The organism is Amycolatopsis sp. NPDC051071 (assembly GCF_040682875.1).
GTDB lineage: Bacteria > Actinomycetota > Actinomycetes > Mycobacteriales > Pseudonocardiaceae > Amycolatopsis.
On the sequence record NZ_JBFBBY010000018.1, the window covers coordinates 68,933 to 91,357 of the forward strand.

Consider the following 22,425-nt stretch of genomic DNA (forward strand, 5'->3'; position numbering starts at 1 on the left):
TCGGGGGATGTCCACTATTCGCCCGCTCGCGCTCGGAGTCATCCGCCGCGGCGACGATCTGCTCGTGTTCGAGGGCCGTGACGACGTCAAGGGGGAGACCTACCACCGTCCGCTCGGCGGCGGGATCGAGTTCGGGGAGACCGCCGTCGAGGCGCTCCACCGCGAGTTCCAGGAGGAACTCGAGGCGAAGCTGACCGCGGTCGACCAGATCGCCGTGCTGGAGAACGTGTTCACCTTCGAGGACCGGCCGGCGCACGAGATCGTGTTCCTGTTCACCGCCGAGCTCGCCGACAAGGCGTTCTACGAGCGCGACGAGGTCGGCGTCGTCCTCGACGACGACAACGCGCGCGTGCACTGGCTCCCGATGGCCGAGGTGCTGAGCGGCAAGGCGATCCTGTACCCGGACGGGCTCGCGGATCTCCTGGTGGCGCGGGAGGACAGCGCGACTTCCGCTCAGCGGAAGGCGGCGATCCCCGTGACCGACTGACCCAGTGAGAGCGCGTGCATCTCTTCGGTGCCTTCGTAGGTCAGCACGGTTTCGAGGTTCGACATATGCCGCATCACCGGATACTCCAGCGAGATCCCGTTGGCGCCCAGCATCGCGCGGGCGGTCCTGGCGACCTCCAGCGCGGACCGGACGTTGGCGAGTTTGCCGAAGCTGACGTGGTTGTGGTGCAGCGTGCCGGCGTCCTTGAGCCGTCCGATCCGCAGCGCGACCAGCCCGGCGCGGTTGACCTCGACGATGAGGTCGGCGAGTTTGCGCTGGGTCAGCTGGAAGCCGGCGAGCGGTTTGCCGAACTGCTCGCGGGACAGCGTGTATTCGAGCGCGGATTCGTAGCAGGACCGCGCGGCGCCGACGACGCCGAACAGGATCCCGTAGCGCGCTTCGTTGAGGCAGGAGAGCGGCCCACGCAGGCCCCGGACCTCGGGGAACGCCGCCGACTCCGGCAGGCGGACACCGTCGAGGACGAGCTCGGCGGTCAGCGAAGCCCGCAGTGACAGCTTGTGCTTGACCTCGTTCGCGGTGAAACCCGCGGTGTCCGTGGGGACGACGAAGCCGCGGACGCCGTCGTCGGTCTGCGCCCAGACGACCGCGACGTCGGCGACGGTGCCGTTGGTGATCCACATCTTGGTGCCGCTCAGCACCCAGTCGGAGCCGTCGCGCACCGCGCGGGTCCGCATGCTGCCCGGGTCGCTGCCCGCGTCCGGTTCGGTCAGGCCGAAGCAGCCGAGCGCCTCACCGGCGGCCATCCGCGGCAGCCACTCCTGCTTGTGCTCCTCGGTGCCCCATTTGTGGATCGCGTACATCGCCAGCGAGCCCTGGACGGAGACGAAGCTGCGCAGCCCGGAGTCGACGGCCTCCAGTTCGCGGCACGCGATGCCGTAGGCGACCGCGCTGGTCCCGGCGCAGCCGTAACCCTCCAGATGCATGCCGAGCAGGCCGAGCCTGCCGAAGCCCTTGGCGAGTTCGGCGGCGGGCAGCTCGCCGGTCTCGTACCACTCGGCGACGTTCGGGAGGAGCTGGTCGTGCGCGTACGCGCGAACAGCGTCCCTCATGGCCCGGTCTTCCTCGGAGAGCTCGGCGTCGAGATCGAGGAAGTCGCGCGGATCCGGGCTGCTGCTCATGCGGTCACTCCTGGTCGTCTCGGTGCGGCGTTCTTCAGGAAAGAAAACCACACACGGGACCGGAGTCGGGTGTCAGATGTCGGACCATCCGGTGGTCTTCGTCACCTGAACCGATGCCGTGGTCACATGGCTCGGCGCCGAGCGCTGCTTCTGCGCCGGGATCAGTAGCTCGGCGAATGTAGGGAAAGGCACGCTGTCGATGTCCTCGCGCCACGCTTGGAGCAGGCCGGTCAGTTCGTCGGCTTCCCGCATCGTTCCTCCAGAAGTGCAAGCGCCTCCGCGCCGACCTTTCACTCGGCGGGGTAGATACCCAGACGAGTGACGGTTGAAACAGTGGATCGGGGAAAAATCCGGTCCGCTAACCTGGTCCGCGTGGCTACTCCTCGCGTGGTGATCCTGGACTACGGGTCCGGCAATCTCCGATCCGCCGAACGCGCTGTCCAGCGCGCCGGCGCGGACGTCGAGGTCACCGCGGACCCGCATGCCGCGCTGGAAGCCGACGGCCTGGTCGTCCCGGGTGTCGGCGCCTTCTCCGCTTGCATGGAGGGGCTGCTCTCGGTGTCGGGGGAGAAGATCATCGGCAGGCGTCTCGCCGGTGGGCGTCCCGTCCTCGGCATCTGCGTCGGGATGCAGATCCTGTTCGAACGCGGTGTCGAGCACGGCGAAGAGGCGGCGGGCACCGGTGAGTGGCCGGGCACGGTCGACCGGCTGGAGGCCGACGTCCTGCCCCATATGGGCTGGAACACCGTCCGCGCGCCCGAGGACTCGGAACTGTTCGCCGGTCTCGACGCGGACACGCGGTTCTACTTCGTGCACTCCTACGCGGCGCGGTCCTGGGAACTGGACTCCGGGCTGGCCGGGCAGCAGCCGAAGGTCACCTGGTCGAACCACGGTCAGGACTTCGTCGCCGCCGTCGAGAACGGCCCGCTGTGGGCGACGCAGTTCCACCCGGAGAAGTCCGGCGACGCGGGCGCCCACCTGCTGCGCAACTGGCTGCGCACCCTCGCTTAGAGTGTGCGCGTGACTTTCACGCTCCTTCCCGCCGTTGATGTGGCCGATGGCCAGGCCGTCCGACTCGTCCAGGGCGAGGCCGGCACCGAAACCTCCTATGGCAGCCCGCTGGAGGCGGCGCTCGCCTGGCAGCGCGACGGGGCCGAGTGGATTCATCTCGTCGACCTCGACGCCGCGTTCGGCAAGGGCTCGAACCGCGAACTGCTCGCCGAGGTCGTCCGGAAGCTGGACGTCCAGGTGGAGCTGTCCGGCGGTATCCGCGACGACGCCTCGCTGGAGGCCGCCCTCGCCACCGGTGCCCGCCGCGTCAACCTCGGCACCGCGGCGCTGGAGGACCCGGAGTGGACCGCGAAGGTCGTCTCTTCCTACGGCGACCGCGTCGCCATCGGGCTCGACGTGCGGATCACCGAGGCCGGGCACCGGCTGTCGGCGCGCGGCTGGACGCAGGACGGCGGCGACCTCTGGGAGGTCCTCGACCGGCTCGACCGCGATGGCGCACAGCGCTACGTCGTCACCGACGTGAGCAAGGACGGCACCCTCCAGGGCCCGAACATCGACCTGCTCCGCGAGGTCGCCGCCCGCACCGACGCGCCGGTCATCGCCTCCGGCGGCGTGTCCAGTGTGGACGATCTTCGCGCGCTGGCCGCCCTGGCTCGCGACGGTGTCGAAGGCTCGATCGTCGGCAAGGCGCTCTACGCCGGCGCGTTCACCCTGCCCGAGGCGCTCGCGGCCGTCGCGGAGTTCTGAGCTTTACCTCCCGGGTAATCGACGTCGTCCGCGTCTTCGGTCAGGATTCCTTCCAGAACACCGAATCTGGGAGGACATCATGACCGCGTACGGACTCGCCCACCTTCGCCCCGCCGGTGTGATGGCGGAAGAGGTCTTCGAGTACATGGAGCGCATCCAGGCCACACTCGACCCCTTCGGCGGCAAGTTCCTCGTGCACGGTGCCGAGGTCAAGGTCGTCGAAGGGGAGTGGTCGGGTTCGCTGGTGCTCATCGAGTTCCCGAATCTCGACGCCGCTCGCGAGTGGTACGACTCGCCCGCCTACCAGGCGATCCTGCACCTGCGGGCGGACCACATCCCGGGAGACCTGCTCCTGGTCGACGGGTGCGGGCCGGACCACGACTCGGCCGCCTTCGCCGCCGGGCTACGGGCACTGCAGAACGCTTGAGTTCCCCAGTACAGGAAGGCCCCCTTCCTTGCGCCAGGCGCAAGCAAGGGGGCCTTCCTGTACTTGAGGCTGCTTACTCCGCCAGCTTGACCGCGATCCCCACCGTCCGGTCCTTCGGTCCCCGCAGCTTGCTGAAAAACATCGTCACCCGCCCGGTGACGCCGTACTTCCGCGCGATCACCTTGCGCACGTGCTCGGTCCCGCCGAGGTCCAGCAGCCGCGCCTCACCCGCGACGACGTCGCCGTGGGTGGTCTTCCCGCGCAGGTCGCAGGCCTGGACCTCGACCCGGCCGCTGTTGCGGATGCGTTTGACCTTGCCGGCCTTCCGCTCGGACCAGAGCACCAGTTCGCCGCCGTCGCCCGCCGCCCAGACCGGCGTCGGCACCGGGGTGCCGTCCTTGCGGAAGGTGGTCAGCACGACGTACTTCTCGGCGGCGAGCCGCTCGAACTCCGATCCCATGTGGAGAGCATAAGACGATCTCGCGGCCGCCGCGGACCACCCGCGGCCCGGCATAGCGGCCGCCCGGAAAGCTCACGGAACCAGGACGAGCTTGCCGCGGACGTGGCCTGCTTCGCTCTCGTCCTGGGCGGCCGCCGCCTCGGCGAGGGGGTAGACCCGGGCGATCGGCAGGATGAGCTTGCCTTCGGTGCGATGTCGCGTACGCGCTTGGCGAGCCCTTCGCCGTACTGCGCCCGTCCGTGACTATTCCGGTTCTCACCCGTACCAGCTGTAGTCGCCGCGGACGATCTGCAAACCGTCGGCGATGCCGAGCAGGGTGGCGCGGTCCCGTTTGCCCGAGACGGTGAGCCACCGTCCGCCGTCGACCTGGACGGCGATCGTTTCGTCCTGGTGCCCGAGCCGCCCGTCCCGTGCGGGGAGATAGAGACCGTCGACGCCCCTGACCTTGAGGGGGACCGGTTCCGCCCCGTCGGTGTCCGGGCGCTCGCCACCGAGCGACGCCTTGACGACCGCCGCCGCGGTGGGCTGCCCGGCGAGGGTGGCTTCGAGTTCGGTTTTGCCCCCGGTGGTCGTCATGTACGTGCTCACCCCCGACAACTCCAGGCCGGCGGGCAACCCGCCGAACCGAAGCTCGCCGGAGACACGGCTTCGTCCGTCTTGGACCATCTCGTCGGCGATCCGCTGTCCGACGTCGCGCGCGTCCCGCACGTTGAACAACGTCAAGCTCAGCAGGTAGGTGTCGTCGGGGGACCAGGTCAGCATCGGCACGTTGCCGTAGACCTCGGAGACCATGCCGACCCTGCCGTGCACGATGATCTGGTTCGGCGCGGGGGCGATCGTCCACTTCCCGGCCCGGTCGTCGTCCAGTGGTGTGCTGGTCAGCTCGATCTGCCCCAGGTCGCCGTTGCTCCAGGCCCGCGTCTGCGGTGCGGGGAACGGCTTCGCGCCCCGGCGGATCTCCTTGAACCCGTCCGGCAGCCAGCCCGGCGTGTACGGCAGTGCGGACCAGTCGGCGTTGCGTGGCGAGGCGGGGGGAACGGCGGTGAAGGCCCGCAGCCCCAGCGGCACCCCGAGGGCGATGACCGCGACCGCCGCCGCGACCAGCGCCAAGGCCAGCTTCGGCCGCGCTTGTACCCGTCCGGTGCCCGCCAGCACTTCGCGGATCTCGTCCCCGTCCGGTGCCCGCGTCGCCAGATGGTCGAGGCTCTCCCGGATCAGGTTCTCGGTGTTCTCATCACTCAGTCGGGTCATTTGCGGGCTCCCGTGGGCTGGACAGACGTGGCCGGGCCGGTTTCCCGCAGCGTGGCGAGCGCGCGCGAGATCTGGCTGCGCACGGTCGACGTCGCGCAGCGGAGCACCGCGCCGATCTCCTCGTCGGAGTAGTTCTCGTAGTAGCGGAGCACCACCGCGGCGCGTTGCTTCCGCGGGAGCTTCGCGAGCCTGGCCAGCATCGCGTCGCGTTCGTCGTACTCGAGGGAATGATCCGAGACCGGCGGGCTCACCAGATCGAGCATTTCCGGCGAGGACGTCACCACCCGGCGATGGGCGAGGCGCCGCCGCCACGACAGGTACTCGTTGGTCACCATCCGGCGGACGTACGTCGGCGGTGAGTCGATTTTCGGCCAGCGTTGCTGAGCGCGCAGCAGTACCTCCTGCACGATGTCCTGCGCCAGGTAGGGATCGTCGGTCAGGACGGTCGCGTAGCGCAGGAGCCCGTCCAGGCGATCCACGACGAACTCGTCGAAGGTCGCGGGCACGTGTTCCCCCTCAGCCGGTGGTCTCGCTCTAGTGACGCACGAGACCACTCGGCTGATGCATCGGCAGCGGAACTTTCTCGGTGAAGACGATCACCGCGGCGCGGTCAGGTAGTACTGCGCGACCCGCGCCAGTATCGCCCGCTCCAGGAACTGCCGCATCATGGTCGCGACCTGCTCGTTCGTGGTCGCCGACCGGATCATCGCGAGGAACGGCGCGCGGCCTTCCGGTGCCTGCCAGAGGCTGAGGAAAGCGCGGACGAGGCGTTCGCCGATCTCGTCGCCGGGGCCGTCGAGGATGCGGGGGACCAGCTCGCCGGGATCGACCGGCAGGTTCATCGACGCGGCGAAGAGCCTCTGTTTGGTGCCGAAGAAATGGTGCAGCAGCGCGGCGTTGACCCCGGCGTCGGCAGCGATGCCGCGTACGGTCGCCCCGTCGTACCCTTGTTCGGCGAATCGGCGCCGTGCCGCGTCGAGGATCTCCTCCCGCGTCTCGGTCTGCCCCGGCCGTCGCCCCGCCTGTGCCATTCCGCGAGCTTAGAACGCCCTTGACTACGCTTGTCCCCATGTCTGTCGCAGTCAGGGTCATCCCGTGTCTCGACGTCGACGCGGGCCGTGTGGTGAAGGGCGTCAACTTCGCCGACCTGCGCGACGCCGGCGACCCCGTCGAGCTCGCCCGTCTGTATGACGCCGAGGGCGCCGACGAGCTCACGTTCCTCGATGTCACGGCGTCCTCCGGAGACCGCGAGACCACTTTCGACGTCGTCCGCCGGACCGCCGAGCAGGTGTTCATCCCGCTCACCGTCGGTGGTGGCGTGCGCACGAACGACGACGTCAACCGGCTGCTGCGCACCGGCGCGGACAAGGTGAGCATCAACACCGCCGCCATCGCGCGGCCGGAGTTCCTGCGTGAGGCGTCCCGGCGGTTCGGCGCGCAGTGCGTCGTACTGTCGGTGGACGCGCGCCGTGTCCCGGAAGGGACCGAGCCGACGCCGTCCGGTTTCGAAGTGACCACGCACGGCGGCCGCCGCGGCACCGGGATCGACGCCGTCGAATGGGCCGCGCGCGGGGAAGAACTCGGCGTCGGCGAGATCCTGCTCAACTCGATGGACGCCGACGGCACCAAGAACGGTTTCGACCTCGAACTCCTGACCCAGGTGCGGAAGGCCGTGCGGGTCCCGGTGATCGCCAGCGGCGGCGCGGGCGCGCTCGAACACTTCCTGCCCGCCGTCGAAGCGGGCGCGGACGCGGTGCTCGCCGCCAGCGTGTTCCACTTCGGACAGTTGAAGATCGGTGAGGTCAAGGGTGCCCTGCGCGCCGGGGGAGTCGTGGTCCGGTGATCCCGAACAACTGGAAGGCCTCCGCCGAGGTCAAGGTCGTCTCGGCGTTGCTGCTCGGCCTCGGGCTCGCTTATGTCGTCGTGGCCGGGTTCCTCATGCTCGCGCCGTATTCCACGGCGCGGTCGTTCCTGCTGCCGGTGACGGCGGTGGTCCTCGGCGGTCTCGTCGTGGCGGGCCTGGTGCTGAAGATGCCCTCGGCGCGGTTCGCCGGGTTCGCGGTGAGCTTCCTTTTCGGTCTGTTGCACGCGATCCTCTTGCTGGCGGCGCAACTCACCTTGGTGAAGATCGCCTCCGGCCTCATGTTCGCCGGGTACATCTACGCGGTGGTACTGCTGAACTCGATGCCGGTGAAACGGCACCTCCACGGAGCCAAGAATGACGCTTGATCCCGCCCTTTCGGACCGCTTGAAGCGCAACGCCGACGGGCTGATCGCCGCCGTCGTCGTCGAACACTCCACTTCGGACGTGCTGATGATGGCGTGGATGGACGACGAGGCGCTGGAACGCACCCTCACCACCCGGCGCGGGACCTACTATTCACGCAGCCGCAAGGAACTGTGGGTCAAGGGCGAGACGTCGGGCCATGTCCAGCACGTACGCGAGGTGCGGATCGACTGCGACGGCGATACCGTCCTGCTGCGCGTCGACCAGACCGGCCCGGCCTGTCACACCGGCACGCACACTTGTTTCGACACCGACGATCGGCTGCTGCTGGCCGACGAGAGCGAGAACCCGTGAGCGTCGTCGCCGGCATCCTGGTCGGGATCGTCGCCCTGATCCACCTGTACATCGTCGTGCTCGAGATGTTCCTGTGGACCACCCCGCGTGCCCGCGCAGCCTTCGGCACCACCGAAGAATTCGCGAAGGAGAGCGCGCCGCTCGCGGCGAATCAGGGCCTGTACAACGGTTTCCTGGCCGCCGCGCTGATCTGGGGCCTGATCGCGACCGGCGGCACCGCCTGGCAGTTCAAGATCTTCGGCCTCGCCTGCGTGATCGTGGCCGGGCTTTACGGGACGGCGACGGCGAGCAAGCGGATCTTCTTCGTGCAGGTGGTTCCCGGCACGCTGGCGCTGATCGCTGTCTTGCTCGCGGGCTGACCCCGCCTCGTGAGTGGCACTTCGGGTTCTAGAGCCAACGGTGCATCAGGGGCCTCCGGACCGCACCCTTTGCCCCAGCAGCCCCAGCAGCGTGTACCGGTACACAAGCCGTTGGCCCCTGCCTTTGTGCAGGTGGGAGCCTTCTGCTGTGCGGGTCCCGGGGTGCGGGCTTTAGTCGGGCCCAGCGCGTCCGAGACGACCCATTGCGTCTGAGAGTCACCCTCCATCGCGAAGGTGACCCACCCCACCCAATGGCCCGTCGTTGCCCTCCACATGCTCAAGAGGCCGGGTACTTTGACTGTGAGGTCGAGTCCGTCCGTCACGGTCGTGGCGGTCTTCGGAGGCCGGTAAATGGTGCTGAGATCCACCCAGACAGGTTTGGGCGGGCCGGACCATGTGCAACCACATCGGCCCCGGTGACGTGGTGTCTCCGGTGTCGAGCATGAGCCGATTATGCACCCGGCTCGAACGCTTGTTCGCGTCGAGCGAAGCGCGATGCTCTAGAGCGGGCCCTCTTGCTCTGTCCAGTTCACGCCGGACGGCCGTTGCCCGCCGGAGGTGAGGAAGTCGTGTGCGGCCTTCCGTGCGACGTCCACGGGGATCTCCGCGTCGTCTGGATACTCGCGAGGATTGTTCATGAAGTAGTAGAGAACCTCTGCACCCGGCGGGAGCGAGAAGGTGCCGCCCTTCGAGTGCGCTCCGTTCGGTGCGTCGTCACCCACGTAGCGCAGGCTTGCCCGCTCGCCGTGTAGGCCGATCTCAAGCCATGATTTCTCCGGGTCGCCATCGGTGTACAGCTCGGCGAGCGTCGGCCCAGTCATGGCCGCTACGGTGTCTAGAACGCGGTCGAGGTCGGCCGCAGTGGTGACCGTGGTCGCTCCAGTCGCGTTGCCGTCGTACCAAGCTTCGATCATGGCTTCTTTCTCTGTCCGAGGTAGGTGGTTCCGATCGGTGTTCCGTCCGGTGTGGTCCCGTACACGGTGAGCGCGCTTCCTTGGGGCAGGATCTTAGGGACCAGGGTTTCACAGCCGAACGGGCCTTTGCACACTTCGTTGTTGACGGCGACGGTCGCGCTGCTGATGCCTTTGTTTTGCATGTGAACGGCTAGTTTGACCTCGACGTCGGCAGTGGTGGAAGGCATCCGCCGGGCGCCCTGGTCCTTGAAGAACTGGACGGCTGCGGCTTCCATGTCGTCACGACCGCTCACGATGTGCCAGGGCTCCCCTTCGCCCGAGTCCGTGACCCACTGCCCGTGTGTCTTTTGCCCCTCCCCACGGTCGACACGCGGCGGAAGATTTTGCCTTAGCTCGTCCACGCGGTCTTGCGAGACCGGATCGGGTTTCTTCTGCGTGGTTGTGGTGCGCACACCACGCCGGCCGCGGGGGCCATCTTCACGCTTCGACTCTGTGAACTCGGTGTTTGCAGGTTTCGCCGATGCGCCGATCCCGTCCAGATATGCCGAGATGCTCGCCTTCACGGTCCTTAAGTGGCTGACTGCTTGTTCTGCGGACTGGCGTAGTCCGTCGTACAACCCCGGCAGGGCGCCGATCTCAGGGTTACCGGTTCCGTAGACAGCCTGCCCAAGCTGCAAGGCGGACTCTCCGAAGCCTCCGGCGGCTTCCTGCGTTGCCTGCTCTGCCTGCTCAATGGACGTGACGGCGGCGGCGAGCGCTGCGGCGACTGCTTCGATATCGCTCAAGCCGCACCCCCTGTCTCCCCGTGCCCTGGATCATGACACGGGGTCTGACAGAGGGAGCAGGTCAGCCGAGAACCGGGGCTAGCCGTTGAAGCAACCACCCGGCAATCCAGCGGGATTCGCTGTCCTATCGGGTCAACCGCCTCTTTCGCGAGCTTCGCAGCAAGCTTCGTCGCGTCAGGCGCCGTAGCTGGGTCGTCGGCGACCTGTAGCGACGTCGGCCACTCCCACTGCATCAACCGGGAAACCTCGGACGCTACGCAGAGCCTACGAACCTTCGCGTCCGTGTCGAGCGCCCGCGCTACCACTCCGGCGTTCTCCCTGCCCGGCAGGAAGCGCCCAAGACAGAAATCCGCGTTAGCCCGCAGGGTCGAAGTCTTGCCCTCGATCGCCCAGACGCGGAAGTGACCGATACCCGTCTCGGTGAGGTTCGGACATACCGTCGCATCGATAGAGCTAGACGTCGGACCTTGGGCGAACACCTCTGGCTCCCCGCTCTCCACAGCCAGAAGGACTCCTTCCTGTACTTCAGGCGAGCAGGGTGGCGCCACAACCGCGAGGAGTCAGTCGATGTCCCCGGTCAGGTAGCGCTGCACCGTCGGCGCGATCGCCGTTACCAGTGGCTCGATCTCACTCGTCGCCATGGGCTCGAACTTCGCGACGTACCGCACCAGCCCCATCCCGACCAGCTGGGAAGCGCAGAGTGACGTCCGCAGTTCGACGCGGTCCGAGCCCAGCCCGCCGATGATCTTCGTGAAGAAGTTCTGGAAGAAACTACGCAGCACCAGCGCCGCCTGCTCGTGCCCGGCGACGCTGCGGACGAGCGCCTGGAACACTTCGCCGCCCGCGCCGTCCCATCGGGTGAGGAAGGTCCGCACGATCCGCCTGCCGAATTCGTCGTCGGGGCCGTTCGTCAGTTCCGCGAGGAGTTCGTGCGGGTCGAAGGGGAGTTTCAGGACGGCTTGGGCGAAGAGACCTTCTTTACTCCCGAACCAGTGGTTGACCATCGCCGCGTCGACCCCGGCGCGGGTCGCGATCGCGCGTACGGTCGCGCCGTCGAAGCCGCTTTCGCCGAACACCGCGCGTGCCGCCTCGATCAGGGCGGTGCGGGTGTCCTGTCCACCGGGCCGCCGCCCCCGGCGCCGCGTTGTAGTGTCTTCAGCAGCCATGGCGTCATCATGAACGGACGCGGCGCAAAATTCAACAAGTCTTGAATTCATCCCCCGGTCCCGGGCTCGCCCGGCCGTAGCGGCACAATGAGCGACATGGTCAGCGCCGCAAACGCCAGCTCTCCGGGGCTCGGCTCGGTCAGCCCTTCGCGCGACGAGTTCCGCGCGCTCGCCGAGGGCCGTCGCGTCATTCCCGTTGTCCGTCGCGTGCTCGCCGACGGTGAGACCCCCATCGGGGTCTACCGCAAGCTCGCCGCCGACCGGCCGGGGACGTTCCTGTTCGAATCGGCGGAGAACGGCGCCTCCTGGAGCCGATGGTCGTTCATCGGTGTCGACAGCCCGGCCGCCCTGACCGTGCGTGACGGCAAGGCCGTCTGGACGGGCACCCCGCCGGTCGGCCTGCCGACCGAGGGCGACCCGCTCACCGTGCTGCGTGAGACCGTCGCCGCGCTCCACACCGAACAGCTGCCCGGGATGCCGCCGCTCACCGGCGGGATGGTCGGCTACATCGGCTACGACGCCGTCCGCTGGCTCGAACGGCTCCCCGAACTCGCCGAGCGCGACCTCGACATCCCCGAGCTCACCATGGTCCTGGCGACCGATCTGGCCGCCTTCGACCACCACGAGGGCACGGTCACGCTGATCGCCAACGCCGTCAACTGGGACGACTCGGCCGAGCGCGTCGACGCCGCGTACGACGACGCCGTCGCCCGTCTCAACGCGATGACCAAGCAGCTGCACGTCGCGGCGCCGGCCACCGCCGCGGTGTTCGACCGCCCGGCACCCGAGTTCATCCGCCGCCGGTCCAAGCCGGAGTTCCACGCCGCGGTCGAGAAGGCCGTCGAGGCGATCAAGGCGGGCGAAGCGTTCCAGATCGTGCCGTCGCAACGGTTCGAGATCGAGACGCGGGCCGACGCGCTGGACGTCTACCGGGTGCTGCGCACGTCCAACCCGAGCCCGTACATGTACCTGGTGCGGCTCGACGGCTTCGACATCGTCGGGTCCAGCCCCGAGTCGCTGGTCACCGTCCGGGACGGCCGCGCGACCACGCATCCGATCGCGGGCACCCGCTGGCGCGGCGCCGACCCCGAGGAGGACGCGCAGCTCGCCAAGGACCTGCTCGCCGACGAGAAGGAACGCGCCGAGCATCTGATGCTCGTCGATCTCGGCCGCAACGACCTCGGCAAGGTCTGCAAACCGGGCACCGTGCGTGTCGTCGACTTCTTCGACGTCGAGCGCTACAGCCACGTCATGCACATCGTCTCCACGGTCACCGGCGAACTCCTCGACGACAAGACGGCCTTCGACGCCGTCGCCGCCTGTTTCCCGGCCGGGACGCTCTCGGGTGCGCCGAAGGTCCGCGCGATGCAGCTCATCGAGGAGCTGGAGCCGACCCGCAGGGCGCTCTACGGCGGTGTCGTCGGGTACCTCGACTTCGCCGGGGACGCCGACACCGCGATCGCCATCCGCACCGCGTTGATGAAGGACGGCGTCGCCTACGTCCAGGCCGGCGGCGGCGTGGTCGCCGATTCGGTGCCGGACTACGAGGACACCGAGTCGCTCAACAAGGCGCGCACGGTGCTCTCGGCCGTCGCGGCGGCGCAGACGATGATCGCGGCGGACGAACTCGACCCGGCCGGTGACAGCGCTCGTGTCTGAGATCTCGGCGAAGAAGGCCAAGCGTCCACTCTGGATCGCCGTGGTGGGCCTGCTGCTGGGCGCGGTCGCGCTGTGGGGGGCCTCGCAACTGGTGTGGTTCGCGGAGTTCCGCGACGGCGGCGTGCGCGGCACGGTGCTGTACACCGAAATCGGGTCACAGCGGGCGATCGCGCTGATTCCGCTCGCGCTGCTGGCGCTGGCGGGCACGGCGGGGCTGATCGCCACCGGCGGCTGGCCACGCCGGGTACTCGGGGTGGTGCTCGCTGTGGCGGGGGTTGCCGCGGTGTGGATCGGTGTGGCGGGTGGCTCGTTCACCGGTTTCGCCGACGGGCTTCCCGTCACCCAGATGGTGGGAGCCCGCGGGCTGGCGATCCTCGGGGGAATTCTCGTGGCCGCCGGCGGGTTGGCAGCCGTCAAGGGCGCGGGCCGGATGCCACGCCTCGGCGCGAAGTACTCGGCGCCGTCGGCGAAACGGGCCGCCAAAGATCCCGAGACCGAGCTGTGGGAGGCGCTGTCCGAAGGCGAAGATCCCACGGCGACCCGGTGAGGGCCGCGGAAAACACCGGTTTCGGAGATCTTTTCCGCGAAAGATGACACGGTTGGCATTCGGAGTAACGGTCATACCCGGAACCAGGCCGTATTCGTGCGGGGGTTAGCATCGTTTCGGCGGGAAGGGGAAGGTTTTTGTGAGCGACCTTGCGAAGGAATCCGTAAATACGACAGCGGTGAGGGTGTCGGCGTGAGCGTGCTCGAAGACATCGTCACCGGCGTCCGCGCCGATCTCGCCGTGCGCGAGGCGGCACTGCCGTTCGACGAACTGAAGAAGCGTGCGACCCAGGTCGCACCTCCCCGCGACGTGCTCGCGGCACTGCGTGAGTCCGGTATCGGCGTCATCGCCGAGGTCAAGCGGCGCAGCCCGTCCAAGGGTGACCTGGCCGAGATCCCGGATCCGGCCGCGCTGGCGAAGGACTACGCCGACGGTGGCGCCCGGGTGATCAGCGTGCTGACCGAGGAGCGGCGGTTCGGCGGTTCGCTCGCCGATCTCGACGCGGTCCGCGCGGCGGTCGACATCCCGGTGCTGCGCAAGGACTTCATCGTCAGCCCGTACCAGGTCCACGAGGCCCGGCTGCACGGCGCGGACATGGTCCTGCTGATCGTGGCGGCGCTGGAGCAGAACGCCCTGATCGCGTTGCTGGACCGGGTGGAATCCCTCGGGATGACCGCGTTGGTCGAGATCCACAACGCCGAGGAGGCCGACAAGGCCCTCGAAGCCGGCGCGAAGGTGATCGGCGTCAACGCCCGCAACCTGCACACCCTCGAGGTCGACAGGGACGTCTTCTCGCGGCTGGCCCCCGGTCTGCCGATGGACGTCTTCAAGATCGCCGAGTCCGGTGTCCGTGGCCCCGGTGACCTGATGTCCTACGCGGGTCACGGCGCTGACGCCGTCCTCGTGGGCGAAGGGCTCGTCGCCTCCGGTGACCCGAAGGGCGCCCTGGTCAAGCTTGTCACTGCCGGATCGCACCCCGCTTGCCCGAGGCCTTCTCGATGACCACCGAATACAGCGAGGAGCCGCACGGCAAACACGACCCGGACGAGCGGGGCTACTACGGCCCGTACGGCGGCCGGTTCATGCCCGAGGCGCTCATCGGCGTCGTCGACGAGGTGGCGGCCGAGTACGAGAAGGCAAGGACCGATCCCGATTTCGTCAACGAGTTCCGCCGTCTGCTGCGTGACTACGCCGGCCGCCCGTCGCTGCTCACCGAGGCCAAGCGCTTCGGCGAGCACGCCGGTGGCGCGCGGGTCTTCCTCAAGCGCGAGGATCTGAACCACACCGGTTCGCACAAGATCAACAACGTGCTGGGCCAGGCACTGCTCACCAAGCGGATGGGCAAGAAGCGGGTCATCGCCGAGACAGGGGCCGGGCAGCACGGGGTGGCCACGGCCACCGCCTGCGCCCTGCTCGACCTCGAATGCATCGTCTACATGGGCGAGGTCGACACCGAGCGGCAGGCGCTGAACGTGGCGCGGATGAAGCTGCTCGGCGCCGAGGTCATCCCGGTGAAGACCGGTTCGCGCACGCTCAAGGACGCGATCAACGAGGCACTGCGTGACTGGGTCACCAACGCCGAGGACACGCACTACCTGTTCGGCACGGCGGCGGGACCGTACCCGTTCCCGATGATGGTGCGGAACTTCCACAAGATCATCGGCGAGGAGGCCCGCGCCCAGATCCTGGAGCAGGCCGGACGTCTGCCGGACGTCGTCGCGGCCTGCGTCGGCGGCGGATCGAACGCGATCGGTATCTTCCACGGCTTCATCGACGACCCGGAGGTCCGGCTCGTCGGGCTGGAGCCGGGCGGCGAGGGGATCGAGGGCAACCGTCACGGCGCCACGCTGACCAAGGGCACGCCGGGCAACCTCCACGGCGCGATGACATACCTGCTGCAGGACGACGACGGCCAGACCGTCGAGTCGCACTCGATCTCGGCAGGCCTGGACTACCCGGGCGTCGGCCCAGAGCACTCGTGGCTCAAGGACAGTGGCCGCGCCGAGTACCGGCCGGTCACCGACGCCGAGGCGATGGACGCGTTCAAGCTGCTTTCACGCACCGAGGGCATCATCCCGGCGATCGAGTCGGCGCACGCGCTGGCAGGCGCGCTGGTGCTCGGCCGCGAACTGGGCCCCGAGGGGCTGATCGTGGTGAACCTGTCCGGTCGCGGCGACAAGGACATGGACACCGCCGCGAAGTACTTCGGCCTGGTGGAGAACGCATGAGTGGGTTGGACGAGGTCTTCGCCAAGACACGCGCGGAAGGCCGTGGCGCGCTGATCGGGTACCTTCCGGCCGGCTTCCCCACGGTCGACGGGTCCAAGGACCTGCTGGCCGCGGTGGTCGACGGCGGCGCCGACCTGGTCGAGGTGGGCGTGCCCTACTCGGACCCGGTGATGGACGGCCCGACCATCCAGGCCGCGTCGGTGAGCGCGCTTTCCGGCGGCTTCCGGCTCAAGCACTTGTTCGAGGTCGTCGAGTCGGTTTCGGCACGCGGCGGCAAGGCCGTCGTGATGACGTACTGGAACCCGGTGCACCGCTACGGCGTCGAGGTGTTCGCGCGGGACCTCGCCGCGGCGGGCGGGCTCGGGATGATCACCCCTGACCTGATCCCGGACGAGGCCGACGAGTGGATGGCCGCGTCCGAGCAGCACGGCCTGGACCGGATCTTCCTGGTCGCGCCGTCCTCCTCGGAGGAGCGGATCGCGAAGACCGTCAAGGCCTCTTCGGGCTTCGTCTACGCCACCGCGGTGATGGGTGTGACCGGTGCCCGTGACGCGGTCGGCGTGCACGCCGAGGACCTGGTGACGCGGACCCGGGCGCATACGGACCTGCCGATCGGCGTCGGTCTCGGCGTCCGTTCCGGCGCGCAGGCGGCGCAGGTCGCCGGATTCGCCGACGGCGTCATCGTCGGCTCGGCGCTGGTGACCGCGGCCGCGAGCGGACTGGACGCGGTTCGGGAGCTTTCGGCCGAACTGGCCGCAGGGGTGCGCAAGACCGTCACCCCCGCTTGATCTGACGTGAGCCGAAGGGCCCTTCACCGAGTGCGACGCGGTGAAGGGCCCTTCGCTGCGTCGTATCACACTTTGCCGGGCTGTTCCGGCGAGGTGCGGCGGGCCGTGGTGGCGATCCGGACGAAAACGATCGCCACCACGGCGCCCCAGAAAAGGGAAAGCCCGCCGTAGCCCCACATGGCGACCATGACACCGGCGAGCAGCGCGCCGCAGGCGGAGGTGAGGAGTACGAGGAAGTCGGCGGCGCCCTGGACCAGCGTCCGGATACCGCTCTGGGTGGACGCCGTGAGCAGCACCGAGCCGGAGAGGTAACCGGCGGACCACCCCGCGCCGAGCAGGAGAAGTCCGAGGCCGACCAGGAAGGGATCGTGCGCGGGAGCGGCGGCGAGCGTGATCGCGGCGGCCACCTCCAGCGCGAGCCCGATGAGCAGCATCCGGTGCGCGCCGATCCGGTCGCTCAGGTAACCGACCACCGGCCCCGGAAGGAACATCGCCGCGGTGTGCACGCTGATCACGACACCGATCGTCGCGAGGGTCGCCGCGCCGTGGTCCAGATGGATGGAGGCCATGTTCATCAGCGAGATCATCGTGGCGTGCACGATCATCAGCGCGAGGACGGCGCGCCGCACGGGCGGATTGACGGCGACCGCGGCCAGCGCGGTGCGGAATTTCGGCCGCGCCACCTTCGTCTCGCGGTCGAGAGATCTGGCCAGCAGCAGCGGATCCGGCCGGAGCGTGACGAAGACCAGCACACCGCTGATGGCGAGCCCGGCCGCGATGGCGACATACGGCCCCGAGAATTCCGGCAGGACATCACGGCCGATCCCGGCGAAGGCACCGGTCAACGCCGGGCCGAGGACGGCGGCGGCTATGGAGCTCCACGAGAGCACACCCATCGACCTGCCCAGCCGGTCCGCCGAGGCGAGATCCGTCGCCGCGTAACGGGCTTGCGCGCCCGCGGCCAGTGCCGCCCCCAAGGAGACGGCGCCGACCAGCAACAGAACGTAGCTCGAGAACGCCGCACCGAGGACGACGGCCGCGGCGCCTGTCGCACCCGTCAGATAGCCTGCCGCGATCCCTGACCGCCGTCCGCGGTCCATCGACAGCGCGGCCAGCGGAACACTGAAGACCACCGCCCCGCAGAAGATCATCGCCTGGGCGAGCCCGGCCTTGCCCGCCGAGCCGGTCAGCCGCTCGGCGATCAAGGAGATCAGCGGCCCCGCCATCGCGAACATCAGCGAGAAGACGGCTTGGACGAGCAGAAGCGAGCGGATCACCCGCCTCTGGACGGTACGCAGCGACTCGTCGCCGCGTACCGCCTCGCCGTCCGCCGGTTTGACCGACACCTCGGTCCTCCTCTACAGGTTCTTGGCACCCTCGGCGATCTGGCGCTCGATCTCCTCCGGGGTGTCACTCACCGGAAGGCCGTCGGCCCGGCGTGCCGGGACGCCGGCGCCGAGGACGTACAGCGCCGTCTCGCCCGCGCCGTCGATGCCGAGCGCGGCTTCCAGCTCGGTGTCACGGAAGGCGTCGTTCTGTGACGGCCCAAGACCGACCGCGGTGGTGCACAGGGCGAAGGTCTGGGCGAGGTGCCCGGTGTCGAGCAGAACCGTCCGGAGCATCCGCGCATTGCGGTATTTGTACATCGCGCGGTGGACGTTCAGGGTGAGGAACACGGCGAACCCGGCCGTGGTGATCATCCGCTGCCCGAAGACGAGCCGGTTCAGTTCCTCGTCACCGAATTCCTGCGAGACCACTTCGAGACTGTGGTCGTCCTGCGAGTACCGGTAAAGCCCGGGCGGAATGGATTCGACGTTGCGGACGACGATGTAGCATTCGCTCTCGTGCCTCGCTCCTCCACAGGGACTGGTCCGCAGAGTCAGCGTGCCCAGCACACCGGCGTCGATGAAATGCATCGGCGCGAACGTGTAGTGGAGAATGGTGGAAAAGCTCCGCAGCGGGACCGTGTCCGTCGTGAAATGACGGTGTGTCCGGCGGGAAAGCAGTACATCGCCGAAATCGCGCTGCAGTGGCAGGAAGGCCCGTGTCAGCCTGATGCGCTTCGCGTCGGGACGGCGAGAGAAAGGCTCGGGCGGCGGGCCGCTCTCCTCGATTTCCGTGCGGGCGGCCACGCGCCATGCCGCTACCTCGGTGTCGGTGGCGGCGCCTTCATGCGTGATGTACGCGGTGTCCTTGGTGCTGAAGTGAAAGAACCGCGCCGACGGTCCCCATGAGCTCCATTTGTCGAGCACGAGGTCTTCGTCGGCGGCCTCTTCCTTGGTTCGCAGGAGGCCGGCATCGACGAGCGCCTCGACGGCCTCCGCGACGGAGGCGGGGTCGTAGCCATTGAAATCCCTGGTCACAGAGTCGGGATCGGTCCATTCCTCGAACCGGTTGAGGATCTCGACGGCCGTGCCGTCGACGGCGATGCCCTGCTTCTCCCCGTCTTCGGGAGTGACCGCCAGATAATCGTCGAGGACCAGGTCCCCGTCCACCCAATACCCCACCAGGGAGCGGGCGCGTCGCAGCTCCATCGTCCTGTTCCTCCTTGGACACAACACATGTACACTGCGGAGGGGCCGAGGGTAGTCGACCCCTCCGCAGTGGTCTCATCGAAGCCGGCGGTCATCGCTGGAGACGATCGGCCTGATTTCAAGCCGATCCGATGGGCCGCCACGACTCGACTGCGCCGCCGATATAGGCCATCGGCGGTTCAGTCGATCAGATGGTGTGGGAACAAAGCAGCATCTTCTTGACCGGGAGTTCGGTGCGCTGCACCTTGATCGTGAGCTTCATCTTCAGTCACCTCCTTTTGTTGTCTCTCCTCAGCCGGATCCTCTTGTCGCATTTCCTGCGGCCGGTGGCTGCGGTCCTCCAATGGTGGACCCACCGCATAGGGATGTCTTCTTCAAAAGTGCTACCCGTTCTTCCCGGTTCTCGATGAAGACCTGGTGGCCGCCAATTCCGGTGCACAGTCCATTGTGGCCGATTTCCCGGCAGGCCCCGCATATTCGGTCGTGCGATCGGCTCGGTCCGCTTCCGGCCGGAACTCTTGATACTTCAACAAATAACTCGCGGCTTGACGTTGTGCGGCAGGGCGGGAATACCGCGACTACAGCACACCGATCGGCCCGGCGTGACGCCGCGGAAAACGGTGCGACGCCGGAATCTCCGGCGAACGCCGTCGACGTCGGTTCCGGTGCGGTGGGCGCGCCCGCGATCATCGCGAGACAATGAATCTGGTGCCGTTCGGGTAGCTGCTGTTCTCCACGGACGTGTTCGGGCTCGCCGAGCTGTACCACCTCGGCACCGTGCACGGCGGATGGCGGCGCTGGTCGGCCACCGCAACGCCGAACGGGTGTACGGGCTGGAGGGGCCATGACGGAACTGGACGGGCTGCAGGACCGATGGGAGGCCGCAGTCGAGGCGGAGCTGCCGTCGGCGATCGAGCTGCGCCACCGGCTGCACGCCGATCCGCGGGCGTCGGGAGACGAAGAGGACACCGCGCGGGCCGTGCTCGAAGCGCTGGGCACAGGGGAGGGTGTCCGCGTCGCCAAGACCGGCCGAGCCGTGCTGTTCCCCGGCACCGGGCCGGGACCGGCCGTGGTGCTCCGTGCCGAACTCGACGCGCTGCCGGTCACCGAACGCACCGGGGCGCCGTGGGCCTCGGAGACGTCGCTGATGCACGCCTGCGGGCACGACGTCCACCTGGCCGCACTGGTCGCCGCCTGCCGCGCGGCCGCCGTCATCGGGGTCCCGCGGCCGATCCTCGCCGTCCTGCAGCCGCGTGAGGAGACTTCGCCGTCCGGCGCGCTGGACATCGTGGAATCCGGGCTGCTGAGTGAGTACGGCGTGGACGCGGCCATCGGCGCGCATGTCCAGCCACGGCTCGCCGCCGGGGTCGTCTCGGCGGTGCCGGGACCGGTCAACGCCTCCACCGACGAGTTCGACGTGATCGTGCGCGGCCAGGGCGGGCACGCCGGCTACCCGCATCTGCTGCGGGATCCGATCCTCGCGCTCAGCCAGATCGTGGTCAGCCTGCAGCAGCTCGCGAGCCGCCGGGTGGACCCGGTGTTCGGCGCGGTCTGCTCGGTCGGCCGGATCGAGGCGGGGACGACGGCGAACGTCGTCCCGAACGAGGCCCGCGCGTTCGGCTCACTGCGCCTGATGCGTGCCGAAGACCGCGAACGCGCGCTCGAAGGGCTCGCCGAAGTCGTCCACGGCACCGCGAAGGCACACGGCTGCGGCGCGGAACTGCAGATCACCCCGTGCGAACCGGTACTGCACAACGATCCGGGTCTCGCCCTGCGCGCACAGCGGCGGCTCGTCCGTGCCGGGGCGGGCGTCGACACCGAATTCCGGTCGTTCGGCGCCGACGATTTCGCGCATTACTGTGGCGTGACACGCGGCCTGATGATGTTCGTCGGCCTTGGCGACACCGCCGGCGCGCCGAGCCTGCACGACGAGCTTTTCCTGCCGCCGGACGCCGCCGTCGGGCACGTCGCGTCTGCGCTGATCGCGGGTTATTCGGCCGCCGTCGAGGGCTGACGCTCCCAAAACGTGGAAGAGGCGCTACGGTGGCCTGCGTGAATACCGCCTCGGCAGCGTTCCTCGCGACCATTCCCAGCCCCGACCAGGGCGTCTGGCATATCGGACCGGTCCCGCTCCGTGCCTACGCGCTCTGCATCATCGCCGGCATCATCGTGGCGATCTGGCTGGGCGAGCGGCGGTGGGTCGCCAGGGGCGGCACGAAGGGCACCGTCATCGACGTCGCCGTCTTCGCGGTGCCGTTCGGCCTGGTCGGCGGGCGGCTGTACCACGTCATCACCGACAACCAGCTGTACTTCGGCGCGGGCAAGAACCCGCTCAACGCGCTGAAGATCTGGGACGGCGGCCTCGGCATCTGGGGCGCGATCGCACTCGGCGCCGTCGGCGCGCTGATCGCCTGCCGCCGCCGGGGCATCCCGCTGCCCGCGATGGCCGACACCCTCGCGCCGGGCATCGTGATCGCGCAGGCCATCGGCCGGGTCGGCAACTACTTCAACCAGGAGCTCTACGGCGCGCATACCGATCTGCCGTGGGGCCTGGAGATCTACCAGCGCATCAACGTGACCGACCCGAACGACTTCCTGAACGGTGTCGCCATCGGGCACATCCCGCTGGCGGACAGCCCGGTGCACCCGACGTTCCTCTACGAACTGATCTGGAACCTCGGCGTCGCGCTGCTGATCATCTGGGCGGACAAGCAGTTCCGCCTCGGCCACGGCCGCGTGTTCGCGCTCTACGTCGCGGGCTACACCGCGGGCAGGTTCTGGATCGAGCTGATGCGGACCGACGCCGCGAACCGCGTCTTCGGCCTGCGGGTCAACGCGTGGGTCGCGCTCCTGCTGCTCATCGCGGGGATCGTCTACTTCGTGCTGGCCGCGAAGCGGGGGCCGCGGGAGCTGCCGGAAACGTTGTGGAGCAAGGACGTGCCGCGGGAATCGGACTCGCCTGACTCCGCTTCTCCTGCTGCTTCCGCTACTTCTGATTCCGCTTCCGCTTCCGATTCCGCTGCTTCTGCTTCTGCCGCCGATGTGGCCGATGTGGAACACGCGGAGGTGGGGGCGGCTCCGGACACCGTCCGGGACTCGGCCGCGGACAAGGCGACCGAGGACCCCGAAAAGTAGCGCTTCACCGCATTCCGCGCGCGTGAAGGCCCCCTTCCCTCGGCTCAGCCGAGGAAACTCGACCTTCATTCCTTCAGGGAGCACGCCCTACGCCGTGAAGGCCTCTCTCCCTACCTGAGGCCCCCCGCGCGCGTCATGAGGGGTCCCCATAGGACAACCGCGACATCGAGAGTGGCTTCGAGATGATCCGTCCACAGGTCCCGCGCG

The 22,425-nt window shown here is 68.5% G+C and carries 26 protein-coding genes and 1 pseudogene; 15 read left to right on the forward strand and 12 right to left on the reverse strand.

Features of this window, described 5'->3' with window-relative positions:
• Positions 1–7: 7 nt before the first annotated feature.
• On the forward strand, positions 8–487 hold the full coding sequence (locus AB0M65_RS09360) for an NUDIX domain-containing protein (RefSeq protein ID WP_364023951.1): 480 nt from the start codon (positions 8–10) through the stop codon (positions 485–487).
• On the opposite strand, the gene AB0M65_RS09365 is transcribed toward AB0M65_RS09360, so the two are convergent.
• Both AB0M65_RS09365 and AB0M65_RS09370 read right to left on the reverse strand, forming a co-directional pair.
• On the reverse strand, positions 454–1,626 hold the full coding sequence (locus AB0M65_RS09365) for an acyl-CoA dehydrogenase family protein (protein WP_364023954.1): 1,173 nt from the start codon (positions 1,624–1,626) through the stop codon (positions 454–456). The genes AB0M65_RS09360 and AB0M65_RS09365 overlap by 34 nt on opposite strands.
• 72 nt (positions 1,627–1,698) lie before the next feature.
• The gene (locus AB0M65_RS09370; protein WP_364023960.1) at positions 1,699–1,878 is read right to left on the reverse strand and encodes a hypothetical protein; all 180 of its coding nucleotides are present in this window, start codon (positions 1,876–1,878) and stop codon (positions 1,699–1,701) included.
• Between the two features lie 135 nt (positions 1,879–2,013).
• On the opposite strand from AB0M65_RS09370, the gene hisH reads away from it, so the two are divergent.
• The 3 genes from hisH (at position 2,014) to AB0M65_RS09385 (ending at position 3,811) form a co-directional block, all read left to right on the forward strand.
• Positions 2,014–2,637 (forward strand): imidazole glycerol phosphate synthase subunit HisH, encoded by a 624-nt coding sequence (gene hisH / locus AB0M65_RS09375; RefSeq protein WP_364024044.1) that lies wholly within the window; start codon positions 2,014–2,016, stop codon positions 2,635–2,637.
• A 9-nt stretch (positions 2,638–2,646) separates the two neighbouring features.
• Complete coding sequence (priA, locus tag AB0M65_RS09380) at positions 2,647–3,384, forward strand: bifunctional 1-(5-phosphoribosyl)-5-((5-phosphoribosylamino)methylideneamino)imidazole-4-carboxamide isomerase/phosphoribosylanthranilate isomerase PriA (protein ID WP_364023963.1); 738 nt, start codon at positions 2,647–2,649, stop codon at positions 3,382–3,384.
• A gap of 79 nt (positions 3,385–3,463) precedes the next feature.
• Entirely contained in the window at positions 3,464–3,811 is a 348-nt protein-coding gene (locus AB0M65_RS09385; protein WP_364023966.1) for a DUF1330 domain-containing protein, read from the forward strand.
• Between the two features lie 73 nt (positions 3,812–3,884).
• Here the strand turns inward: AB0M65_RS09385 and AB0M65_RS09390 are convergent, their stop codons facing one another.
• The 5 genes and pseudogenes from AB0M65_RS09390 to AB0M65_RS09410 form a co-directional block, all read right to left on the reverse strand.
• Positions 3,885–4,271, reverse strand: coding sequence for a PPOX class F420-dependent oxidoreductase (locus AB0M65_RS09390; RefSeq protein ID WP_364023968.1), 387 nt, complete (start codon positions 4,269–4,271; stop codon positions 3,885–3,887).
• Positions 4,272–4,343: 72 nt separating this feature from the next.
• Positions 4,344–4,448 (reverse strand): annotated as a pseudogene (locus AB0M65_RS09395) (zinc-binding dehydrogenase); the annotation flags it as partial.
• A gap of 78 nt (positions 4,449–4,526) precedes the next feature.
• Positions 4,527–5,522, reverse strand: a complete 996-nt coding sequence (locus AB0M65_RS09400; RefSeq protein ID WP_364023971.1) for a hypothetical protein — start codon at positions 5,520–5,522, stop codon at positions 4,527–4,529.
• Entirely contained in the window at positions 5,519–6,028 is a 510-nt protein-coding gene (locus AB0M65_RS09405) for a SigE family RNA polymerase sigma factor (RefSeq protein ID WP_364023974.1), read from the reverse strand. The genes AB0M65_RS09400 and AB0M65_RS09405 overlap by 4 nt, the downstream gene beginning before the upstream one ends.
• A gap of 90 nt (positions 6,029–6,118) precedes the next feature.
• On the reverse strand, positions 6,119–6,553 hold the full coding sequence (locus tag AB0M65_RS09410) for a TetR family transcriptional regulator (protein ID WP_364023976.1): 435 nt from the start codon (positions 6,551–6,553) through the stop codon (positions 6,119–6,121).
• Positions 6,554–6,591: 38 nt separating this feature from the next.
• On the opposite strand from AB0M65_RS09410, the gene hisF reads away from it, so the two are divergent.
• From hisF to AB0M65_RS09430, 4 genes are read left to right on the forward strand one after another with little or no spacing between them, the layout of a single operon-like run.
• Complete coding sequence (gene hisF, locus AB0M65_RS09415; RefSeq protein ID WP_364023979.1) at positions 6,592–7,365, forward strand: imidazole glycerol phosphate synthase subunit HisF; 774 nt, start codon at positions 6,592–6,594, stop codon at positions 7,363–7,365.
• A complete protein-coding gene (locus tag AB0M65_RS09420) occupies positions 7,362–7,751 on the forward strand; it encodes a hypothetical protein (RefSeq protein ID WP_364023981.1) in 390 nt (129 codons plus the stop codon). Before hisF ends, AB0M65_RS09420 begins: the two co-directional genes overlap by 4 nt.
• A complete protein-coding gene (hisI, locus tag AB0M65_RS09425) occupies positions 7,741–8,103 on the forward strand; it encodes a phosphoribosyl-AMP cyclohydrolase (protein ID WP_364023984.1) in 363 nt (120 codons plus the stop codon). Before AB0M65_RS09420 ends, hisI begins: the two co-directional genes overlap by 11 nt.
• Positions 8,100–8,462, forward strand: coding sequence for a DUF1304 domain-containing protein (locus AB0M65_RS09430; RefSeq protein ID WP_364023987.1), 363 nt, complete (start codon positions 8,100–8,102; stop codon positions 8,460–8,462). The genes hisI and AB0M65_RS09430 overlap by 4 nt, the downstream gene beginning before the upstream one ends.
• Positions 8,463–8,962: 500 nt before the next feature.
• Here AB0M65_RS09430 and AB0M65_RS09435 read toward each other — a convergent pair whose 3' ends face one another.
• The 3 genes from AB0M65_RS09435 to AB0M65_RS09445 all read right to left on the reverse strand — a co-directional run bounded on the left by AB0M65_RS09435 (position 8,963) and on the right by AB0M65_RS09445 (position 11,327).
• Positions 8,963–9,376, reverse strand: a complete 414-nt coding sequence (locus AB0M65_RS09435) for an Imm1 family immunity protein (RefSeq protein ID WP_364023990.1) — start codon at positions 9,374–9,376, stop codon at positions 8,963–8,965.
• Positions 9,373–10,161 carry a DddA-like double-stranded DNA deaminase toxin gene (locus tag AB0M65_RS09440; protein WP_364023993.1) on the reverse strand — a complete coding sequence of 263 codons (789 nt, stop codon included), beginning with the start codon at positions 10,159–10,161 and terminating at the stop codon, positions 9,373–9,375. Before AB0M65_RS09440 ends, AB0M65_RS09435 begins: the two co-directional genes overlap by 4 nt.
• Before the next feature lie 560 nt (positions 10,162–10,721).
• Positions 10,722–11,327: a TetR family transcriptional regulator gene (locus AB0M65_RS09445; protein ID WP_364023996.1), complete on the reverse strand. Its 606-nt coding sequence runs from the start codon at positions 11,325–11,327 to the stop codon at positions 10,722–10,724.
• Between the two features lie 96 nt (positions 11,328–11,423).
• Here AB0M65_RS09445 and AB0M65_RS09450 point away from each other — a divergent pair, with 96 nt between their 5' ends.
• The 5 genes from AB0M65_RS09450 (at position 11,424) to trpA (ending at position 16,549) form a co-directional block, all read left to right on the forward strand.
• A complete protein-coding gene (locus AB0M65_RS09450; protein WP_364023999.1) occupies positions 11,424–12,986 on the forward strand; it encodes an anthranilate synthase component I in 1,563 nt (520 codons plus the stop codon).
• The gene (locus AB0M65_RS09455; protein WP_364024001.1) at positions 12,979–13,533 is read left to right on the forward strand and encodes a Trp biosynthesis-associated membrane protein; all 555 of its coding nucleotides are present in this window, start codon (positions 12,979–12,981) and stop codon (positions 13,531–13,533) included. The genes AB0M65_RS09450 and AB0M65_RS09455 overlap by 8 nt, the downstream gene beginning before the upstream one ends.
• Before the next feature lie 192 nt (positions 13,534–13,725).
• Positions 13,726–14,535 (forward strand): indole-3-glycerol phosphate synthase TrpC, encoded by an 810-nt coding sequence (trpC, locus tag AB0M65_RS09460; RefSeq protein ID WP_364024004.1) that lies wholly within the window; start codon positions 13,726–13,728, stop codon positions 14,533–14,535.
• Complete coding sequence (trpB, locus tag AB0M65_RS09465; protein ID WP_364024007.1) at positions 14,532–15,761, forward strand: tryptophan synthase subunit beta; 1,230 nt, start codon at positions 14,532–14,534, stop codon at positions 15,759–15,761. Before trpC ends, trpB begins: the two co-directional genes overlap by 4 nt.
• Positions 15,758–16,549 carry a tryptophan synthase subunit alpha gene (gene trpA, locus AB0M65_RS09470; RefSeq protein WP_364024010.1) on the forward strand — a complete coding sequence of 264 codons (792 nt, stop codon included), beginning with the start codon at positions 15,758–15,760 and terminating at the stop codon, positions 16,547–16,549. The genes trpB and trpA overlap by 4 nt, the downstream gene beginning before the upstream one ends.
• Positions 16,550–16,614: 65 nt before the next feature.
• On the opposite strand, the gene AB0M65_RS09475 is transcribed toward trpA, so the two are convergent.
• Both AB0M65_RS09475 and AB0M65_RS09480 read right to left on the reverse strand, forming a co-directional pair.
• On the reverse strand, positions 16,615–17,895 hold the full coding sequence (locus AB0M65_RS09475; RefSeq protein WP_364024013.1) for an MFS transporter: 1,281 nt from the start codon (positions 17,893–17,895) through the stop codon (positions 16,615–16,617).
• 12 nt (positions 17,896–17,907) lie between these two features.
• On the reverse strand, positions 17,908–19,083 hold the full coding sequence (locus AB0M65_RS09480; protein ID WP_364024016.1) for a SagB/ThcOx family dehydrogenase: 1,176 nt from the start codon (positions 19,081–19,083) through the stop codon (positions 17,908–17,910).
• A gap of 844 nt (positions 19,084–19,927) precedes the next feature.
• On the opposite strand from AB0M65_RS09480, the gene AB0M65_RS09485 reads away from it, so the two are divergent.
• Complete coding sequence (locus AB0M65_RS09485) at positions 19,928–21,097, forward strand: M20 family metallopeptidase (protein WP_364024019.1); 1,170 nt, start codon at positions 19,928–19,930, stop codon at positions 21,095–21,097.
• A gap of 29 nt (positions 21,098–21,126) precedes the next feature.
• A complete protein-coding gene (gene lgt / locus AB0M65_RS09490) occupies positions 21,127–22,218 on the forward strand; it encodes a prolipoprotein diacylglyceryl transferase (protein ID WP_364024022.1) in 1,092 nt (363 codons plus the stop codon).
• Positions 22,219–22,425: the final 207 nt, after the last annotated feature.